This is a genomic window from Streptomyces sp. NPDC097595, assembly GCF_044761525.1.
In the GTDB taxonomy this organism is placed as follows: Bacteria; Actinomycetota; Actinomycetes; order Streptomycetales; family Streptomycetaceae; genus Streptomyces; species Streptomyces drozdowiczii_A.
The window spans coordinates 60,636-77,302 of record NZ_JBIWCN010000032.1; the positions used below are offsets into that span (position 1 = coordinate 60,636).

Consider the following 16,667-nt stretch of genomic DNA (forward strand, 5'->3'; position numbering starts at 1 on the left):
CTCCCCCATGACGTGCGCGCCGCTCCGATGGATCGCTCGCACCCCACGCCAATTACCGACAGCAATCAACCGATCACGCAAACAGGAGAACATCATGAAGGTCATCCACGCCCGCCGTGCCGCCGTGGCGCTGTCCGCCGCGCTCGTCCTGCCGCTGGCACTGACGGCCTGTTCCGACGACTCCAAGGACAGCGCGTCCGGATCGAGCGCGAGTTCCGCGAAGGCCCCCGCCTCGCCGTCCGCCGAGAAGTCCATGGACACCGACAAGCCCTTCGGCCCGGCCTGCGCGTCGGTCCCGAAGAGCGGCTCGGGCTCCTTCTCCGGGATGGCGCAGGACCCGGTGGCCACGGCTGCCTCGCACAACCCGGCCCTGTCCACCCTGGTCACCGCGGTCAAGAAGGCCGGCCTGGTCGACACCCTCAACAACGCGCAGAACATCACGGTGTTCGCGCCGACCAACGACGCCTTCGCCAAGGTCCCGAAGGCCGACCTCGACAAGCTCCTCGCCGACAAGGCCGCGCTCACCAAGGTCCTCACGTACCACGTGGTGGGCCAGAAGCTGACGCCGAAGCAGCTGGAGAAGGGCTCCTTCGAGACCCTGGAGAAGGGTCAGCTGACGACCTCCGGCTCGGACATGGCGTACACCGTGAACGACTCCTCGAAGGTCGTCTGCGGCAACGTCCCCACGGCCAACGCCACGGTCTACATCGTGGACACCGTCCTGATGCCGCCGGCCGCCTGACCTCCCCCCTCGCGGTGGGCCACCGAGGCCCACCGCGAGACCCCGGCCGGATGGTGCGCATCCTGCGGACATCGAGTCGCCTTGAACCTACACATAAGCGACAGATAAGAGCAGAATGGACAGTGCGGGCCACTTCCCGCGCGTGGCGGTGACCGGGTCCGCATGATCCGAAGGGGACGAAACTCATGTCAAACGTCTCGCACGTCGGCCAGGACATGGCCGGACACCCCGATGTATCGGAAATGAGCGACCGATACGCACGCGTGATGGGCGGCCGCGACGTGGCGCTCGTGGACGCGCCGGTCTTCCTGGTCGGCCTCTACTGCGCCGTCTCGCCATGGGTGCTGCACTTCACCACCTCGCAGTCCGCGCTGGTGACGCACAACCTGGTCATGGGCATCGCGATCGCCGTGCTCGGCCTCGGGTTCACCGCGATGCCGCAGCGGATGTACGGCCTGAGCTGGGCCATCTGCGCCATGGGTGCCTGGATGATCATCTCGCCCTGGGTGGTGGGCAGCAGCCCGGACACCGGCGTCATCCTCAACAACGTCATCATCGGCGGACTGACCGCCCTGCTCGGACTGGTCTGCGCGGGCGCGTCGATGAAAATGAGCCGAGGCGGCCGGTCCTAGGAAGGGAGCCGCACAGAAGCCGACCGGACCCCACAGGATCCGGCCGGCTTCCGCGTGTACTCAGCCCAGGGAGCTGTACGCGACGACGCCCCGCAGCACCTCGTCGACCGCCTTGCGGGCGCTCCGGGCCACCGTGCTGTTCTCGCGCGGCGCGGCGGCGGCCACCTGGCCCAGCACGTCGATGACCTGCTTGCACCAGCGCACGAAGTCACCGGCCGGCATGTCCGCCTCGCGCAGCACCTCGTCCAGCGGGCGGCCTGACGCCCACATGTACACCGCCCAGGCGAAGCCGAGGTCCGGCTCGCGTTGGCCGACCCCCTCCGCCTGGTTGATCTTGAAGTCCTCTTCCAGGGAGTCGAGCCGCCCCCAGATGCGGACCATCTCGCCGAGCGCGGTCCTCGCGGGCCCCGACGGCAGCTTCGGCGCCACCGCGTCGTCGGCCTGCCGCGCCTCGTACACCAGGGCGGAGACGCACGCCGCGAGCTCCGCCGCGTTCAGCCCCTCCCAGACACCGGCGCGCAGGCACTCGCTGGCCAGCAGGTCCAGCTCGCCGTAGAGCCGGGCCAGCCGCTTCCCGTGCTCGGTGACCTCGCTGCCGCGCAGGTAGTCCAGCTCGGTGAGCAGGGCGACGATCCGGTCGAAGGTGCGGGCGATGGTGTTGGTGCGCCCCTCGATGCGGCGCTCCAGCTGCCGGGTGTCGCGCTGGAGCCGGTGGTAGCGCTCGGCCCAGCGGGCGTGGTCCTCGCGCTCGTCGCACCCGTGGCAGGGGTGGGCGCGCAGTTCGGCCCGCAGACGCGCGATCTCGCGGTCGTCGGCGGCGGGGGCGCGCCCCCGGCGGTGCCGGTCCGGGACGATGTGCCCGGCCTTGGACCGCAGCGCGGAGGCCAGGTCCCGGCGCGACTGAGGCGAGCGCGGGTTGAACGACTTCGGCACCCGCATCCGCTCCACGGCCTCCACCGGCACCGGGAAGTCGATCGAGGCGAGCCGCTTCACCTGCCGCTCGGCGGTCAGCACCAGCGGGCGGGGCCCGTCGTGGTACTCCATGCCGCGGTGCCCGTGCCCGTTGGTGCGGCCGGCCGGAAGACCGGGGTCCAGGACGAGCGCGAGGCCGGCGAACTTGCCGGTGGGCACATGGATGACGTCGCCGGGCTTCAGCTTCTCCAGGGACGCCGCGGCGGCGGCCCGCCGTTGGGAGGCGCCCTGCTTGGCGAGCTCCGTCTCCCGGTCCTTGAGGTCGCGGCGCAGCCGCGCGTACTCCTCGAAGTCACCGAGGTGGCAGGTCATGCCCTCGCGGTAGCCCTCCAGGCCCTCCTCGTTGCGCTGGACCTGCCGGGAGATCCCGACGACCGACCGGTCCGCCTGGAACTGCGCGAAGGAGGTCTCAAGAAGTTCGCGCGAGCGGTGCCGCCCGAACTGCTGGACCAGATTCACGGCCATGTTGTACGACGGGCGGAAGCTGGAACGCAGCGGATACGTGCGGGTGCCGGCGAGTCCGGCGAGGGCGCCCGGGTCCATGCCGCGCTGCCAGAGCACCACGGCGTGGCCCTCGACGTCGATCCCGCGCCGCCCGGCCCGGCCGGTGAGCTGGGTGTACTCGCCGGGGGTGATGTCGGCGTGCTGCTCGCCGTTCCACTTGACGAGCTTCTCCAGGACCACCGAGCGGGCGGGCATGTTGATGCCGAGCGCCAGAGTCTCGGTCGCGAAGACGGCCTTGACGAGGCCCCGGACGAACAGCTCCTCGACGATCTCCTTGAACCTCGGGAGCATCCCGGCGTGGTGCGCGGCGATGCCCCGCTCCAGGCCCTCCAGCCACTCGTAGTAGCCCAGGACGTGCAGGTCCTCGGACGGGATGGACGCTGTCCGCTCCTCCACGATCTCCCGGACCAGGCGACGCTTGTCGTCGTCGTTGAGCCGGAGCCCGGCGTGCAGGCACTGCTGGACGGCGGCCTCGCAGGCGGCCCGGCTGAAGATGAACGTGATCGCGGGGAGCAGCCCCTCGGCGTCCAGCCGGTCGATGACCTCGGGGCGCGAGGGCGTCCAGATCCGGCTGCGCTGGCGCCGCTCGCGCTCGCGGTCGGCCTCGCGGACCATCTTGCCGCGGCGGCGGTCGCGGGGGTTGTACCCGCGCTGGTTCTCCATGCGGGCCAGGCGGACGAGGTCGGGGTTGACCTCGCGACGGCCGGTGCCGCGGCCGCCGTGGTCGCTCTCCTCCTCGAAGAGGTCGTACATCCGGCGCCCGGCCAGCACGTGCTGCCAGAGCGGAACGGGCCGCTGCTCGGAGACGATCACCTCGGTGTCGCCGCGCACGGTGTCCAGCCAGTCGCCGAACTCCTCCGCGTTGGACACGGTCGCCGACAGGGAGACCAGGGTGACCGACTCGGGGAGGTGGATGATCACCTCTTCCCAGACGGCGCCCCGGAAGCGGTCGGAGAGGTAGTGCACCTCGTCCATGACCACGTATCCGAGGCCGTTCAGCGCCTGGGAGCCCGCGTACAGCATGTTCCGCAGGACCTCGGTGGTCATGACGACGACCGGGGCGTCCGCGTTGACGCTGTTGTCACCGGTGAGCAGGCCGACCTTGCCGGAGCCGTAGCGCCGGACCAGGTCGGCGAACTTCTGGTTCGACAGGGCCTTGATCGGCGTGGTGTAGAAGCACTTGCGGCCCTGCTCCAGGGCGAGGTGCACGGCGAATTCGCCGACGATCGTCTTGCCCGAGCCGGTGGGGGCGGCGACGAGCACGCCCTTCCCGCCCTCCAGCGCCTTGCAGGCCTCGATCTGATACGGGTCGAGATCGAAGTCGTACATCTCGCGGAACGGCCCGAGAGCGGTCGCCTGCTCGGCCGCCCGGAGCCGGGAAGCCTGGTAGCGCTCAGCTGGTGAGAGGTCCTCTGTCATCTTGCTGTCGAGCCTACCCGCCACCTCTGACAGTGACGCGATCTTTAATCGCCCATGGTCCGCGCTTCGGGACCGGCCCCCAGGACCCGTACGGCCTTCGGCACGCAGGTGGCGGTCAGCGGGAGCGCGCCGAGCGGTTCGCCGTCCGCGTAGGCGGTGACGCCGACGGCTTCGAGGGTGACCGACGAGGCCCGGTGCACGGTGACGACGGGGTGGCCGAGGTGCGTTCCCTTGTACACCCGGGGGAAGACCTTGAGCAGGGTCGTACGGCTGCACTCTCCGACCACCGTGATGTCGAAGAGCCCGTCGTCCATGACCGCGTCGGCGCACATCCGCATGCCGCCGCCGTACGAGGTGCCGTTGCCGACCGCGACGAGCGTCGCCCGGAGCTCCCGGGGCGGCCCGTCGTCGAGCGTCATGCGGTACGTGACCGGCTTGAAGGCGGCCAGCTCGGCGAGGATCGCCAGGTCGTACTTGAAGCGGCCGCCCCAGCGCATCCGGTTGCCCCGGTCGTTGACCCGGGAGTCGAAGCCGGAGGCGAGCACGGAGCCGAACCAGCGCTCCCCGGCCCGGCCGAGGTCGATCTCGCGCACCGGCGCCCGCCCCTTGAGCGCGTCGGCGGCGAGCCGGCCCGACGCCTCCGGGTCGCGTATCGGCAGGCCCAGGGCGCGCGCGAAGTCGTTGCCGGTGCCCACCGCCACCACGCCGAGCGGGGTGAGCGTCCCGGCGACCGCCTGGAGGGCCAGCGACATGAGCCCGTCCCCGCCGACGGCTATGAGCGCGCCGGTCCCCTCCGCGACCGCGTCCCGCGCCCGGCGCAGCGCGTCACCGGCGTCCTCGCCGAGGATCGTGCGTACGGAGAAACCGGCCGCCCGCAACGCGGAAGCGGCCGGCTGCGCGGCTCGCGCGCCCCGGCCGCGTCCCGCGGTGGGATTGACGAAGAGGGTGATCTCGCTGGTCACCCGGGGACCCTACAAGGTCAGGTGATGTCGTCGTAACCGTCGCGCGCGGAGGACCGTCCGCCGTCGGACTGACCGGGCACGGTGGGCGACGAGGAGACGTGCTCCATGTCCCCGATGTCCTCCGGGGTGAGGTCGAGCTCCGACGCCTCGTCGTCGTCGAGGTCGGCGTCCGGGTTGTTCCGCTTCCGGCGCCGGTCGTTGGCCATGCAGACGCCGAGGGCGAGGAAGTAGAGCAGCACGATGGGCGCGGCCAGCGTGATCATCGTGAGCGGGTCCCCGGTCGGGGTCGCCACGGCGGCGAAGATCGTGATGCCCATGACCATCCAGCGCCACCAGGAGGCGAGCCGCTTGGCCGTGAGTATCCCGGTGAAGTTCAGCAGGACGAGCAGCAGCGGAAGCTCGAAGGCGAGCCCGAACACGACCACCATGCGTGTGATGAAGTCGAGGTACTCGTCGACCGGCAGCAGGGGCTTCGTGTCGTTGGGGGTGAATTCCTGCAGCACGGACGCGGTCTGCGGCATCAGCACGTAGGCGAGGGTCGCGCCCGCCAGGAAGAGCGGCGCACCGACGCCCACGAAGGCGAGCGCGTACCGCTTCTCGTGCTTGTGCAGGCCGGGCGCGAGGAACGCCCACAGCTGGTACAGCCAGACCGGGGAGGAGATCACCACCCCTGCCATGAGGGAGACCTTGAGCGCGATGGAGAACGGGGCGACGATCCCGTTCACCGTCATCTCGGCGCACGGCTTGCCGTTGAGCTGCCTCGCCTCACCATGGGCGCAGCCGACCGACTCCAGGATCGGCTTGATCAGGAAGGTGATCAGGTCCTGGTAGAAGAAGGCCGTGATCGAGGTGATCACGAGGATCGCCACTACCGCGATCAGCAGTCGGTTACGCAACTCTCGCAGGTGATCAGCGAGAGGCATCCGCCCCTCGCTGTCCTTCTCCTGCTTGCGGGCAGACTTGAGCAACCCACTTCCCTCGTCTCGTGCGGCGGCTGACGGAAGCGTCCGTCAGCGCGGTCAGCTCTGGGTGGTGGGCTTCGCTTCGCTCACCGGGCGGGAGCTCGTGACGTCACCGGGCGCGGCCTGGATCGTACGGGCGGCGGCCTGCGGGTCGGCGGGGGCGTCCGTGGTGGCGGTGACCGTCGGCTCGTCGTCCTTCTTCATGGCCTTGGCCTCGCTCTTGAGGATGCGGGCCGACTTGCCGAGCGAACGGGCCATGTCGGGAAGCTTCTTGGCGCCGAACAACAGGAGGATGACAGCGATGATCAGTACGATCTCGAGAGGCTTCAGATTGCCCATGGTGTGCTTCCTTCTAGCTGGGGCGGCTGGAGGTGGGCTCGCTGCCCTTGAGTGGCGGATACACATCCGACCATTCGCCGGCAGCGATCGTAACCCGCGGGAGTAAACGCGAGGCAATGCCCGTGCATACTTTCGATAGCGGCCCGCACCTCCCTGCCTGGGCCGTCCTGCAGCAGCGTACCTCCCGGGCCCTCGAAACAGGAGGCCGCGTCTACGGGGCCTCAGGGCAGGGTCTTGCCCGTGGTGGCGAGCCGTTCGGCCGCGCGCTCCAGGTCGTCGGCGGCGCGGTTGATGCGCTCCGTGGTGCGGGTCACCTGGTGGCCGAGGCGCTGGGCCTCGACGAACACCTTGATGGCCAGCACGCCGAGCACGGCGATTCCGAGGAATCCCAGGGCGATGGCGAGCATGGGCCAGAACATGCGCAGAGCCTCTCAGGAGCCGGTGTGCAGACGCAGCGTGCGGACGCCGCCGTCGGTGAGGAGCTCCACTATCCGCTCCCCCGCCGGCTTACGGACGCACGCGGCGCAGTCGGGGCAGGTGAAGGAGTAGAACGTGGTGCGGCTGGTCGCGCCGATCACCAGCCGGAACTCCGCCGCCGCCAGCTCGAACCGCACTCGGCAGTCCGGGCAGGCGGCCTTGAAGCGCGCCGACTCCGGGACCGCCACGGTGGGTACGGCGGCGCGGCCCGGCAGTGCGGACAGGTGGCCCATGTCTACCGCCGCCCCTTCAGGCCGTGCCGTCGTACGCGGCGAGCGCCGCCCGCGCCGCAGTCCGCGCGCTCTCGGCCAGCTCCGGGGGCGAGACGATGCGGCCCTCCCGGCCGAGCCGCAGCGCGAGCCGGCGCAGCGAGGCCGGGTCCGGGGTGCGCAGGGTGATCCGCAGACCGCCGTCGGGCAGTTCCTCGGCCCGGTCGTGCGGGTAGTACTCGGCGACCCAGCGCCCGCCGGGGCCGACCTCGATCACGACTTCCGGGTCCTCGGCGGCCGGCTGGACCAGCCCCTCGGACAGGTCCCGCAGCTCCAGCTCGGGCGGGGCGGCGGGCTCGTCGAGGAGCCGGATCTCGGCGACCCGGTCGAGGCGGAAGGTGCGCCGGTCCTCGGAGGAGCGGCACCACGCCTCCATATAGGTGTGCCCGACGGCGAAGAGCCGGATCGGGTCCACCTCGCGCTCGGTGAGCTCGTCGCGGGCGGGCGAGTAGTAGCGCAGCCAGAGCCGGCGCCGCTCCGAGATCGCCCGGTCCACCTCGGCGAAGACGCCGCCCTCGGACTCGAAGGTGACCGAGAGCCGGGAGCTGGCGGCGCCCACCTCTCCGGCGGCGGTCTCCAGCTTGGCGGTGGCCCGCAGCAGCGCCTGCCGGTCGCTCTCGCGCAGCCCGGGCAGGGTGGCCACGGCGCGGGCGGCGACCAGCAGGGCCGTCGCCTCGTCGGCGGCGAGCCGCAGCGGTTCGGCGACGTCGTCCGCGTTGTGCCACCAGATGCGGTCGCCGTCGGTGTCGATGTCGAGCAGGTCGCCGCCCCGGAAGCTGGTCCCGCACATGGGCAGGACGTCCAGGTCGGAGATCAGCTCGTCCTCGGTGATCCCGAAGGCCCGGGCGACGTCCTGGACGTGGGCGCCGGGGCGCTCGCGCAGATACGTCACCAGGGAGAGCATCCGGCGTGTCTGGTCGATGGCGTTCGTGGCCATGGAAATCGGTCCCCTCAGTCCTTGGCCACGGCGCGCAGCCGGTCCACCACGTCGGCCCGCAGGTCCTCGGGTCCGGTGACGACGACGTCGGGCCCGAACTCCACGAGCCAGGCGTCCAGGCCGTGTCCGTACGGGATCTCCAACTCGTCCCACCCGTTCCCGAGTTCCCGGACCGACAGGGCGCGGGCGCGCAGCGGGTAGCCGGAGTCGGTACGGAGCCGGATCAGGGCGGTCCGGGTGGCCGTCTCGCCGGCCCAGCTCTCCACGGTCTCGCGGACGGTGACCACGTCGGGCACCTCGGCGGTGAAGGCGCCGGCCCGGGAACGGACCTTGCCGGTGATCCGGGAGAGCCGGAAGACGCGCTCGGCGCCCCGCTCCCGGTCCCAGCCGGCGAGATACCAGTGGCCGCGCCAGCATTCCAGGGTCCACGGCTCGACCTGGCGCTGCTCGGGCTGGGCGGCGTTGGCCTTGCGGTAGTCGAAGGTGACCGGGCGGCGGTCGCGGCAGGCCAGCATCAGGGGTTCGAACGCGGCCTCGTGGACGGGGATGCGGGGTTCGAGGGCGCTGTGCACCTCGTAGGCGTCCTCGGTCTCGGGCATCCCGGCCGCCCGCAGCTTCTGCAGGGCCCCGCTGGCCGCGCCGGCGAGGCGGGCCTGCTGCCAGACCTTGGCGGCTAGGCCGAGCGCGGCGGCCTCCTCGGCGTCCAGCGTGATGGGCGGCAGCCGGTTGCTGTCGCGGCGGGCGAGGTAGCCGGTGTCCCCGTCCAGGTTCTCCACGGTCTCGATGACCAGGCCGAGCTCGCGCAGGTCGTCCTTGTCGCGCTCGAACATCCGGTTGAAGGCGTCGTCGGAAGCCGCTTCGAGGTACGCCTCGATGGAGCCGCGCAGCTCGCGCTTGCTGAGCGGGCGCCGGGTCCCCAGCAGACACAGCGCCAGGTTCATCAGCCGCTCGGCCTTGGCAATCGCCATCGGCGCCCTTTCCCTTGTGCTCTACGACGCTCGACCGTACCGCCCCGGGGTGTCCGGACAAAAGCGAGGGCCCGCACCTCGCGGTGCGGGCCCTGCTGCTGCTACGCGCGGATCAGACGGCGACCAGGTCGCAGACGAAGATCAGCGTCTCGCCCGGGGCGATGGCGCTGCCCGCACCGCGGTCACCGTAGCCGAGGTGCGCGGGGATGATCAGCTGGCGGCGGCCGCCGACCTTCATGCCCTGCACGCCCTTGTCCCAGCCCGCGATGACCTGGCCGGCACCGAGCTGGAACTGCAGCGGCTTGCCGCGGTTCCACGAGGCGTCGAACTCCTCGCCGGTGGAGAAGGCGACACCCACGTAGTGGACGGAGACGTACTGGCCGGGCTTGGCCTCCTCGCCGTCGCCCTCCCAGATGTCCTTGATCTCCAGATCGGCCGGCGGCTCGCCACCCGGGAAGTCGACCTCGGGCTTGTCGATGCTCACTGACTTGCTCCTCTTACAGATGAACTGGGCAACCGGGACAGTCTTACATCTTCGCCAGGATGTCCACCGCGAACACCAGCGTGGAGTTGGCGGGGACGCCCGACTGCTCCTTGTCACCGAGGCCCTGGTCCGGCGGCACGACCAGCAGCACCCGGCTGCCGATCTTCTTGCCGACCAGGCCGTCCTTCAGACCCTTGAGGGTGACCTGTGCCAGGGGGAAGGTCTGCGTCTTGCCGGTGGTGTACGTGTTGTCGAACTCCTTGCCGTCCTTCCAGAGCTTGGCCACGTAGTTCACGACGACCGAGTCGGTCTCCTTGACCACGTCGCCCTTGGACTCCAGGACGTAGTTCGAGACCAGCTTCTTCGGCGGGGCGGCCTTGCTGGGGATGGTCAGGCTCGGCGCCTTGCCGTCGGTGTTGGTGCCCACCTTCGGCAGGTCCATGTTGTCCTGGGCGACGGCGGTGCCCTTGGCCGAGGCCGGGATCTGCTTCGCCTTCAGGATGTCCACGACGAAGACCAGGGTGGCGTTCGGCTTGATGTCGCCCTGGCCCTGGGCCCCGTAACCGAGGTCCGGCGGGATGACCAGCTGGACCCTGCTGCCGACCTTCTGGCCGACCAGGCCCTTCTCCCAGCCCTGGATGACCATGCCCGCGCCGAGCGTCAGGTCGAACGGCTGCTTGCGGTCGAAGCTGTTGTCGAACGGCTTGGTGGAGTCGTACGCCTGACCGAGGTAGTTGACCTGGGTGACGTCGCCGTTCTTCAGCTTCGCGCCGTCGCCCTCGCTGATGACCTTGGTCTTCAGCTCCTTGGGCGGCGTACCCGTGCCCTTGGCCAGAGTGGGCTTCTCGCCGAACTTCGCGCCCGCGGTGATGGCGGGGAAGCCGCCCTTGGAGGGGGCGGACGCGGAGGCGGAAGCGGAGTCGGAGCCCTTGTCGTCGTCGCTGCCGCAGGCCGCTGACGACAACAGCAGCAGGGGGACGACGAGAAGGCCGGCAAGTCGGCGCACTGGTTCCTCAGATCTCAGACGGCATATGTGGGGGACACGCGCCCCGGGGGTCCGGGGACCCCGCCACTCTAGGCCGTGCGAAGGGCCCCGTACGAGGAACGTACGGGGCCCGAGTCGCACCGGCGCCGGAGCGTATCCTGCGCCTCACATACCCGCGATCAGCTTCTCCACCCGGTCGTCCACCGACCGGAACGGGTCCTTGCAGAGCACCGTGCGCTGCGCCTGGTCGTTGAGCTTGAGGTGGACCCAGTCGACGGTGAAGTCCCGCCGCTGCTCCTGGGCCCGCCGGATGAAGTCCCCTCGCAGCCGCGCCCTGGTCGTCTGCGGGGGCACCGACTTGCCCTCGAAGATCTTCAGGTCGTTGCAGATGCGGGCGGCCTGTCCCTTGCGCTCCAGCAGGTAGTAGAGCCCCCGCCGGCGGTGGATGTCGTGGTAGGCGAGGTCTATCTGGGCGACCCGCGGATTCGACATGGTCATGTTGTGCTTGGCCCGGTACCGCTCGATGAGCTTGTACTTCATGACCCAGTCGATCTCGGTGTCGATCCGGTCGAGGTCCTCGGCCTCGATCGCGTCGAGCGTGCGGCCCCACAGTTCGAGGACGCGCTCGACGTTGCCGGTGCGGATGCCGCGGCGGTCCACGAAGTCCACGGCCTTCTCGTAGTACTCGCGCTGCACCTCTATGGCCGACGCCTCCCGGCCACTGGCGAGGCGGACCTTGCGCTGCCCGGTGGTGTCGTGGCTGACCTCGCGGATCGCCCGGATCGGGTTCTCCAGGGTCAGGTCGCGCATCACCGTGCCCGCCTCGATCATGCGGAGCACCAGGTCGGTCGCGCCGACCTTGAGGAGCATGGTCGTCTCGGACATGTTGGAGTCCCCGACGATGACGTGGAGGCGGCGGTAGCGCTCCGCGTCCGCGTGCGGCTCGTCGCGGGTGTTGATGATCGGGCGGGAGCGTGTCGTCGCGGAGCTGACGCCCTCCCAGATGTGCTCGGCACGCTGGCTGACGCAGTAGACCGCGCCCCGGGGGGTCTGGAGCACCTTGCCGGCGCCGCAGATCAGCTGCCTCGTGACGAGGAAGGGAATGAGGATGTCCGCGAGGCGGGAGAATTCCCCGTGCCGGGCCACGAGGTAGTTCTCGTGGCAGCCGTAGGAGTTTCCCGCGGAGTCGGTGTTGTTCTTGAAGAGATAGACGTCGCCGGCGATTCCCTCCTCGTGCAGGCGGCGTTCGGCGTCGACGAGCAGGCCCTCGAGAATGCGCTCGCCGGCCTTGTCGTGGGTGACCAGTTCGGTCAGGTTGTCGCATTCGGGGGTTGCATATTCCGGATGCGATCCCACGTCGAGGTAGAGGCGGGCGCCGTTCCGCAGAAAGACATTGCTGCTGCGGCCCCATGACACAACACGGCGGAAGAGGTAGCGCGCCACTTCATCAGGAGACAGTCGGCGCTGTCCCCTGAACGTGCACGTGACGCCGTACTCGTTCTCCAGCCCGAAAATGCGGCGGTCCATGACTGAACATTACGCCTGATGGCCCGAGCTGAAACCGGGTTCGACGGCACCGTTTCGATCATTTTCCGACCCTCGCACCGCTACGGCGGTACGGGGCGGAGCCACGAGCACCTTCCCGGTGGCCAGCAACACCAGCAGCGCCGCCACTCCACCGGCCCCCGCGACCGCGAAGCTCCACGCCGTCCCGCCCAGCTCGACGGCCGGACCGGCCACCGCGGTCCCCACGGCCGCGCCCACCCCGAAGGTCGTCACGAGCCACGAGAACGCCTCCGTCACCGTCCCCCGGGGCGCGTGCCGGTCGACCACGATGAACGAGCACGCGACGGCCGGCGCGAGGAACACCCCGGAGACGGCCGCCAGCACGGTCATCGCGACCGGTCCCGGCGTCAGCACCAGCGGCAGATAGCCCAGCGCGAGCAGCCCCACGATGACCCGCAGCCGCCGCTCCGGCGCCCCCGCCCACTGCCGCGCCCCGTACACCGCCCCGCCGATCAGGGCGCCGAGCCCGAGCGCCGCCATCAGCCAGCCGTACACCGACTCCCGGCCCAGGTCGTCGGCGTACGCCATCGCGGCCACGGTGATCGAGCCCAGCGCGAGGCCCACGAAGAAGAACGAGCCGAGCAGCGCCAGCAGCCCGGGCGAGCGCAGCGCGCCCAGCCAGTGCGCCTCGCGCGGGGCGGAGCGCCAGGCCCGCGAGGGCTCCGAGAGCACCACCGACAGCGCGCCGAGCACCCCGATCGCATTGATGACCAGCACCGCCGTGGCGGGCGACCAGAGGGCGACCAGGAGCGTCACGAGCAGCGGTCCCGCGGTGAACATGACCTCCTGCGCGACGGCGTCCATGGCATAGGCCCGGTGCACCCGCTCCTCGCCGCCCAGCACGCTCGGCCACAGCGCCCGCAGGCCGCCCTCCAGCGGGGGCGTGAAGAGACCGGCCACGGCCACCGCCGCGTAGGCGAGCGGCAGTGAGCCGGTCCCCGCGAGAGCGAGCACGGCCATGCCGAGCGCGGAGACCACGGCGGCGGGCAGCTGGACGCGCGGCTGCCCGTACAGGTCGACCGCCCGGCCGAGCAGCGGCTGCCCGACCGCCGTGGCCAGCCCGTACACCGCCGCGAGCGCGCCCGCGATGCTGTAGCTGCCGCCCTCGGCCCGGACGAACAGCACGATCGCGATGCTCGCCGTGCCGTTGGGCAGCCGTCCCACCAGGGTGCCGGTCAGCAGCCTGGCGGCGTGCCGCGCCCGGAGGATGTCCAGATATCCCGCGGCCATGTCCCGCCCCTCTCCCTCGGGTGCCTGTGCGGGCCTGCGAGGTTTTACGTATAACTTCCGGGTTCATACGTACCATGAGCCCGTCCGCAGGTCCACCTCACGGGCCTGAACCGAACGGCCCGGAGGCCCGCGTGACCAGCCCCGCACCGCCCGGCCCGCCCCGGCCCACCAGCCGTGACGTGGCCCGGGCCGCCGGCGTCTCCCAGGCCACGGTCTCGCTGGTGCTCGGCGAGAAATGGCGGGGCCGGGTCTCCGAGTCCACCGCGGGCCGGGTCCGCGACGCCGCCCGGGGCCTGGGCTACCGGCCCAATCTCGCCGCCCGCAATCTGCGCCTCGGCCGCACCCGGACGGCGCTCCTGGTCGTCCCGGCCCTCACCAACGAGTTCTTCGCCCGGGTGTACACCGGGGCCGCCGCGGTCGCCGCCGAGCACGGCTTCGGGGTCGTCCTCTACCCCTCCCCCGACGGCACGGGCCCGGCCCGCGACCCGTTCCCGTCGGCCCGGGCCGCGCTGGACGGGGTCATCGCCTCCTCCATGGCCGCCGACGCGCTCGACGCCCTGCACGGGGCTGACGTCCCCCTCGTGATGCTGGACAGCGACCCCTCGGCGCCCGGGCCCGCCGCCCGGGTCAACCTGGACATCGCCGACGGGATGCGCCAGATGGCCCGCCATCTGCTCGCCCTCGGCCACCGGCGCTTCCTCCACCTCGCCTCGGCCGTCGACACCTGGACCTTCGCCTGCCGGGCGGACGCCCTGCGCGAGGAGCTGCGCCGGACCCCCGGCACCGAGGTCCGTACGGTGACCTCCGCGCTCGACGTGCGGGCGGCGCGGGACGCGGCGGAACGCGCGCTCGGGGAGCCCGGGCCCCGACCCACCGCGATCGTCTGCGACGACGACATCCTGGCGGCGGGCGCGTGCAAGGCGGCCCGCCGGTTCGGGCTGCGGGTGCCGGACGAGGTGTCGGTCACCGGCTTCGACGACCTGGCCCTGGCCACGGCGGTGGAGCCGGAGCTGACCACGGTCCGGCTGCCCGCCGTGCAGGTCGGCGAGCGCGGGATGGCCGCCCTGCTCGCGGTCCTGGACGGACGGGCCGCCGAGCCGGGCAGCCTGCCGGTGCGGCTGGTGGTGCGGGGCTCCACCGCCCCGCCACCCGCATGACGGAGCCCCGGTCCGCGTGGAGCGGGCCGGGGCTCGGCGGGGCGGGGGCGTTACTCCACGTCGCCGCCGGAATCCGTCGTGTCGGTGCTCTTCGGGTCCGTGACGCTCTTCGGGTCCGTCGTGGCCGTCGGGCTGTCCGTGGACTCGCCGTCCTCCGCGTCGGACGGGGCGTCGGTCGGGGTCGACGCGGCGGCCTCCGCTTCGAGGAGCCGGGCCAGCTGCCGGCCGACGATCCGCTTGAACTTGCGCTGCTGCGGCCGCGTGCGGTCCAGGACCGCGACCTCCAGCCGGTCGGCGGGGATCTCCCGCTCGTTGCCGTTGGCCTCGCGGGACAGGGCCTGCACGGCCAGCTTCAGTGCCTCGGCGAGGGACATCCCGTCGCGGTGGCGCTGGTCCAGGAAGGTGCTGATCTGCTCCGCGTTGCCGCCGACCGCGACCGAGCCGTGCTCGTCCACGATCGAGCCGTCGTGCGGCAGCCGGTAGATCTGGTCGCCCTCGGGCTCGGCGCCCACCTCGGCGACCACGAGCTCCACCTCGTACGGCTTCTCGGCCGCACTGGAGAAAATGGTGCCGAGCGTCTGCGCGTAGACGTTCGCCAGTCCACGGGCCGTCACATCGTCGCGGTCATAGGTGTAACCGCGCAGATCGGCATAGCGGACTCCGCCGATGCGGAGGTTCTCGTACTCGTTGTACTTACCGGCGGCGGCGAAACCGATCCGGTCGTAGATCTCGCTGAACTTGTGCAGCGCACGGGACGGGTTCTCGCCGACGAACACAATTCCGTCGGCGTACTGCAGCACAACCAGGCTGCGACCGCGAGCGATGCCCTTCCGGGCGTATTCCGCCCGGTCGGCCATGGCCTGCTGAGGTGAGACATAGAACGGCGTCGACACCGGCTATCCGTCCCTTTCTGTCAGTGGCGGGAGCATCGAAGAAGCTGGATACGAACGCGTGCTCAGAGCAGCGCGGCGCGCGGGCCGTCGGGCTGTTCCAGGCGGCGTTCCAGAATCGAGCGGGCGATCTCGGAGGATTCCGCGTCGGTCAGCTTCCGGAAGCCCTCGTCCGTGATGACGGTGACGATCGGATAGATACGGCGGCCCACATCCGGGCCGCCCGTCGCCGAGTCGTCGTCCGCCGCGTCGTACAGCGCCTGCACGACCAGCGTCAGCGTCTCCTCCTCCGTCAGGTCGTCGCGGTAGAGCTTCTTCATCGAGCCCCGCGCGAAGATGGAACCGGAACCGGTCGACGCGTAGCCGACGTGCTCCTCGGAGCGCCCGCCGGTGACGTCGTAGCTGAAGATGCGGCCGCGCTCGCGGTCGATGTCGTAACCGGCGAAGAGCGGGACGACGGCGAGGCCCTGCATGGCCATCGCCAGGTTGCTCCGGATCATCGTGGAGAGCCGGTTGGCCTTGCCCTCCAGGGAGAGCTGGGCGCCCTCCACCTTCTCGAAGTGCTCCAGCTCCAGCTGGAAGAGCTTGACCATCTCCACGGCGAGACCCGCCGTACCGGCGATGCCCACCGCCGAGTACTCGTCGGCCGGGAAGACCTTCTCGATGTCGCGCTGCGCGATCATGTTGCCCATGGTCGCCCGCCGGTCACCGGCCAGGACGACGCCGCCGGGGAAGGCCGCGGCCACGATCGTGGTGCCGTGCGGCGCCTCGATGGCGCCCTTCATGGGCGGCATCTGGCGGTTGCCCGGCAGCATCCCCGGCGCCTGGTCGGAGAGGAAGTCCATGAAGGAGGACGATCCCGGCGTCAGGAAGGCAGCCGGCAGACGCCCGGTGCTACGAGTGTTGGCTTCCACGCGTTTCCCTCCAGGTATGCGATGGCCCTGCGCCGCATTGCAGTTGAAGCACATTACGCCCCGGACCCTACCCGCCCTGCGGCGGTGATCCACATAGAAGACGCGGGCAATCGGACGGGGAGCGCGGTCCGTGCCCGCGGTGTGGGGGCCGGGGGGGGCGCCCCCGCCCGCCCCCCCCCCCCGCGCCCCCCCGGGGGGGGGGGGTAGGGCCCCCCCCGGTTTGAGCATGGAAGGGCGATTGCGGGGGCATGGGCGCCC

The 16,667-nt window shown here is 71.0% G+C and carries 17 protein-coding genes and 1 pseudogene; 3 read left to right on the top strand and 15 right to left on the bottom strand.

The features are described from left to right. The first annotated feature begins 94 nt into the window (after positions 1-94). Together ACIQZN_RS34025 and ACIQZN_RS34030 are read left to right on the top strand one after the other, a co-directional pair. Positions 95-742 (top strand): fasciclin domain-containing protein, encoded by a 648-nt coding sequence (locus ACIQZN_RS34025; RefSeq protein WP_404002425.1) that lies wholly within the window; start codon positions 95-97, stop codon positions 740-742. 185 nt (positions 743-927) lie between these two features. After that, the gene (locus ACIQZN_RS34030; RefSeq protein ID WP_404002426.1) at positions 928-1,374 is read left to right on the top strand and encodes an SPW repeat protein; all 447 of its coding nucleotides are present in this window, start codon (positions 928-930) and stop codon (positions 1,372-1,374) included. Between the two features lie 60 nt (positions 1,375-1,434). On the opposite strand, the gene ACIQZN_RS34035 is transcribed toward ACIQZN_RS34030, so the two are convergent. From ACIQZN_RS34035 to ACIQZN_RS34090, 12 genes are all read right to left on the bottom strand, one after another. Next, positions 1,435-4,269, bottom strand: coding sequence for a DEAD/DEAH box helicase (locus ACIQZN_RS34035; RefSeq protein ID WP_404002427.1), 2,835 nt, complete (start codon positions 4,267-4,269; stop codon positions 1,435-1,437). A 44-nt stretch (positions 4,270-4,313) separates the two neighbouring features. Continuing rightward, positions 4,314-5,231: a diacylglycerol kinase gene (locus ACIQZN_RS34040; RefSeq protein ID WP_404002428.1), complete on the bottom strand. Its 918-nt coding sequence runs from the start codon at positions 5,229-5,231 to the stop codon at positions 4,314-4,316. A 17-nt stretch (positions 5,232-5,248) separates the two neighbouring features. Then, positions 5,249-6,199 carry a twin-arginine translocase subunit TatC gene (gene tatC, locus ACIQZN_RS34045; RefSeq protein ID WP_404002430.1) on the bottom strand — a complete coding sequence of 317 codons (951 nt, stop codon included), beginning with the start codon at positions 6,197-6,199 and terminating at the stop codon, positions 5,249-5,251. 51 nt (positions 6,200-6,250) lie between these two features. Continuing rightward, positions 6,251-6,532 (bottom strand): Sec-independent protein translocase subunit TatA, encoded by a 282-nt coding sequence (gene tatA / locus ACIQZN_RS34050; RefSeq protein WP_404002432.1) that lies wholly within the window; start codon positions 6,530-6,532, stop codon positions 6,251-6,253. 221 nt (positions 6,533-6,753) lie between these two features. Next, positions 6,754-6,951, bottom strand: a complete 198-nt coding sequence (locus ACIQZN_RS34055) for a hypothetical protein (protein WP_404002434.1) — start codon at positions 6,949-6,951, stop codon at positions 6,754-6,756. 12 nt (positions 6,952-6,963) lie between these two features. Continuing rightward, the gene (locus ACIQZN_RS34060; protein WP_404002436.1) at positions 6,964-7,242 is read right to left on the bottom strand and encodes a hypothetical protein; all 279 of its coding nucleotides are present in this window, start codon (positions 7,240-7,242) and stop codon (positions 6,964-6,966) included. 16 nt (positions 7,243-7,258) lie between these two features. Further along, positions 7,259-8,215, bottom strand: a complete 957-nt coding sequence (locus ACIQZN_RS34065; protein ID WP_404002438.1) for a helix-turn-helix transcriptional regulator — start codon at positions 8,213-8,215, stop codon at positions 7,259-7,261. A 14-nt stretch (positions 8,216-8,229) separates the two neighbouring features. Further along, complete coding sequence (locus ACIQZN_RS34070; protein ID WP_018103750.1) at positions 8,230-9,183, bottom strand: YafY family protein; 954 nt, start codon at positions 9,181-9,183, stop codon at positions 8,230-8,232. Positions 9,184-9,295: 112 nt separating this feature from the next. Next, a complete protein-coding gene (locus ACIQZN_RS34075; RefSeq protein WP_404002440.1) occupies positions 9,296-9,667 on the bottom strand; it encodes an FKBP-type peptidyl-prolyl cis-trans isomerase in 372 nt (123 codons plus the stop codon). A gap of 43 nt (positions 9,668-9,710) precedes the next feature. Continuing rightward, the gene (locus tag ACIQZN_RS34080; RefSeq protein ID WP_404002442.1) at positions 9,711-10,673 is read right to left on the bottom strand and encodes an FKBP-type peptidyl-prolyl cis-trans isomerase; all 963 of its coding nucleotides are present in this window, start codon (positions 10,671-10,673) and stop codon (positions 9,711-9,713) included. A gap of 144 nt (positions 10,674-10,817) precedes the next feature. Then, entirely contained in the window at positions 10,818-12,179 is a 1,362-nt protein-coding gene (gene pafA / locus ACIQZN_RS34085) for a Pup--protein ligase (RefSeq protein WP_026171599.1), read from the bottom strand. Positions 12,180-12,188: 9 nt separating this feature from the next. Next, a complete protein-coding gene (locus ACIQZN_RS34090) occupies positions 12,189-13,448 on the bottom strand; it encodes an MFS transporter (protein WP_404002444.1) in 1,260 nt (419 codons plus the stop codon). 131 nt (positions 13,449-13,579) lie between these two features. Here ACIQZN_RS34090 and ACIQZN_RS34095 point away from each other — a divergent pair, with 131 nt between their 5' ends. Beyond that, entirely contained in the window at positions 13,580-14,605 is a 1,026-nt protein-coding gene (locus ACIQZN_RS34095) for a LacI family DNA-binding transcriptional regulator (protein ID WP_404002446.1), read from the top strand. A gap of 50 nt (positions 14,606-14,655) precedes the next feature. On the opposite strand, the gene prcA is transcribed toward ACIQZN_RS34095, so the two are convergent. From prcA to ACIQZN_RS34110, 3 genes and pseudogenes are all read right to left on the bottom strand, one after another. Beyond that, positions 14,656-15,498, bottom strand: coding sequence for a proteasome subunit alpha (gene prcA, locus ACIQZN_RS34100; RefSeq protein ID WP_404002448.1), 843 nt, complete (start codon positions 15,496-15,498; stop codon positions 14,656-14,658). A 62-nt stretch (positions 15,499-15,560) separates the two neighbouring features. Continuing rightward, the gene (gene prcB, locus ACIQZN_RS34105) at positions 15,561-16,409 is read right to left on the bottom strand and encodes a proteasome subunit beta (protein ID WP_404002450.1); all 849 of its coding nucleotides are present in this window, start codon (positions 16,407-16,409) and stop codon (positions 15,561-15,563) included. Then, positions 16,361-16,505 (bottom strand): annotated as a pseudogene (locus ACIQZN_RS34110) (recombination endonuclease VII); the annotation flags it as partial. The pseudogene ACIQZN_RS34110 and the gene prcB, both read right to left, overlap by 49 nt. Between the last annotated feature and the right edge of the window lie 162 nt (positions 16,506-16,667).

Coding starts and splice junctions, on each gene's coding strand:
- ACIQZN_RS34070 (WP_018103750.1), bottom strand. CDS start 9,183: ATGGCGATTGCCAAGGCCGAGCGGCTGATGAACCTGGCGCTGTGTCTG.
- ACIQZN_RS34090 (WP_404002444.1), bottom strand. CDS start 13,448: ATGGCCGCGGGATATCTGGACATCCTCCGGGCGCGGCACGCCGCCAGG.
- ACIQZN_RS34030 (WP_404002426.1), top strand. CDS start 928: ATGTCAAACGTCTCGCACGTCGGCCAGGACATGGCCGGACACCCCGAT.
- ACIQZN_RS34035 (WP_404002427.1), bottom strand. CDS start 4,269: ATGACAGAGGACCTCTCACCAGCTGAGCGCTACCAGGCTTCCCGGCTC.
- ACIQZN_RS34065 (WP_404002438.1), bottom strand. CDS start 8,215: ATGGCCACGAACGCCATCGACCAGACACGCCGGATGCTCTCCCTGGTG.
- pafA (WP_026171599.1), bottom strand. CDS start 12,179: ATGGACCGCCGCATTTTCGGGCTGGAGAACGAGTACGGCGTCACGTGC.
- tatA (WP_404002432.1), bottom strand. CDS start 6,532: ATGGGCAATCTGAAGCCTCTCGAGATCGTACTGATCATCGCTGTCATC.
- ACIQZN_RS34025 (WP_404002425.1), top strand. CDS start 95: ATGAAGGTCATCCACGCCCGCCGTGCCGCCGTGGCGCTGTCCGCCGCG.
- ACIQZN_RS34055 (WP_404002434.1), bottom strand. CDS start 6,951: ATGTTCTGGCCCATGCTCGCCATCGCCCTGGGATTCCTCGGAATCGCC.
- ACIQZN_RS34060 (WP_404002436.1), bottom strand. CDS start 7,242: ATGGGCCACCTGTCCGCACTGCCGGGCCGCGCCGCCGTACCCACCGTG.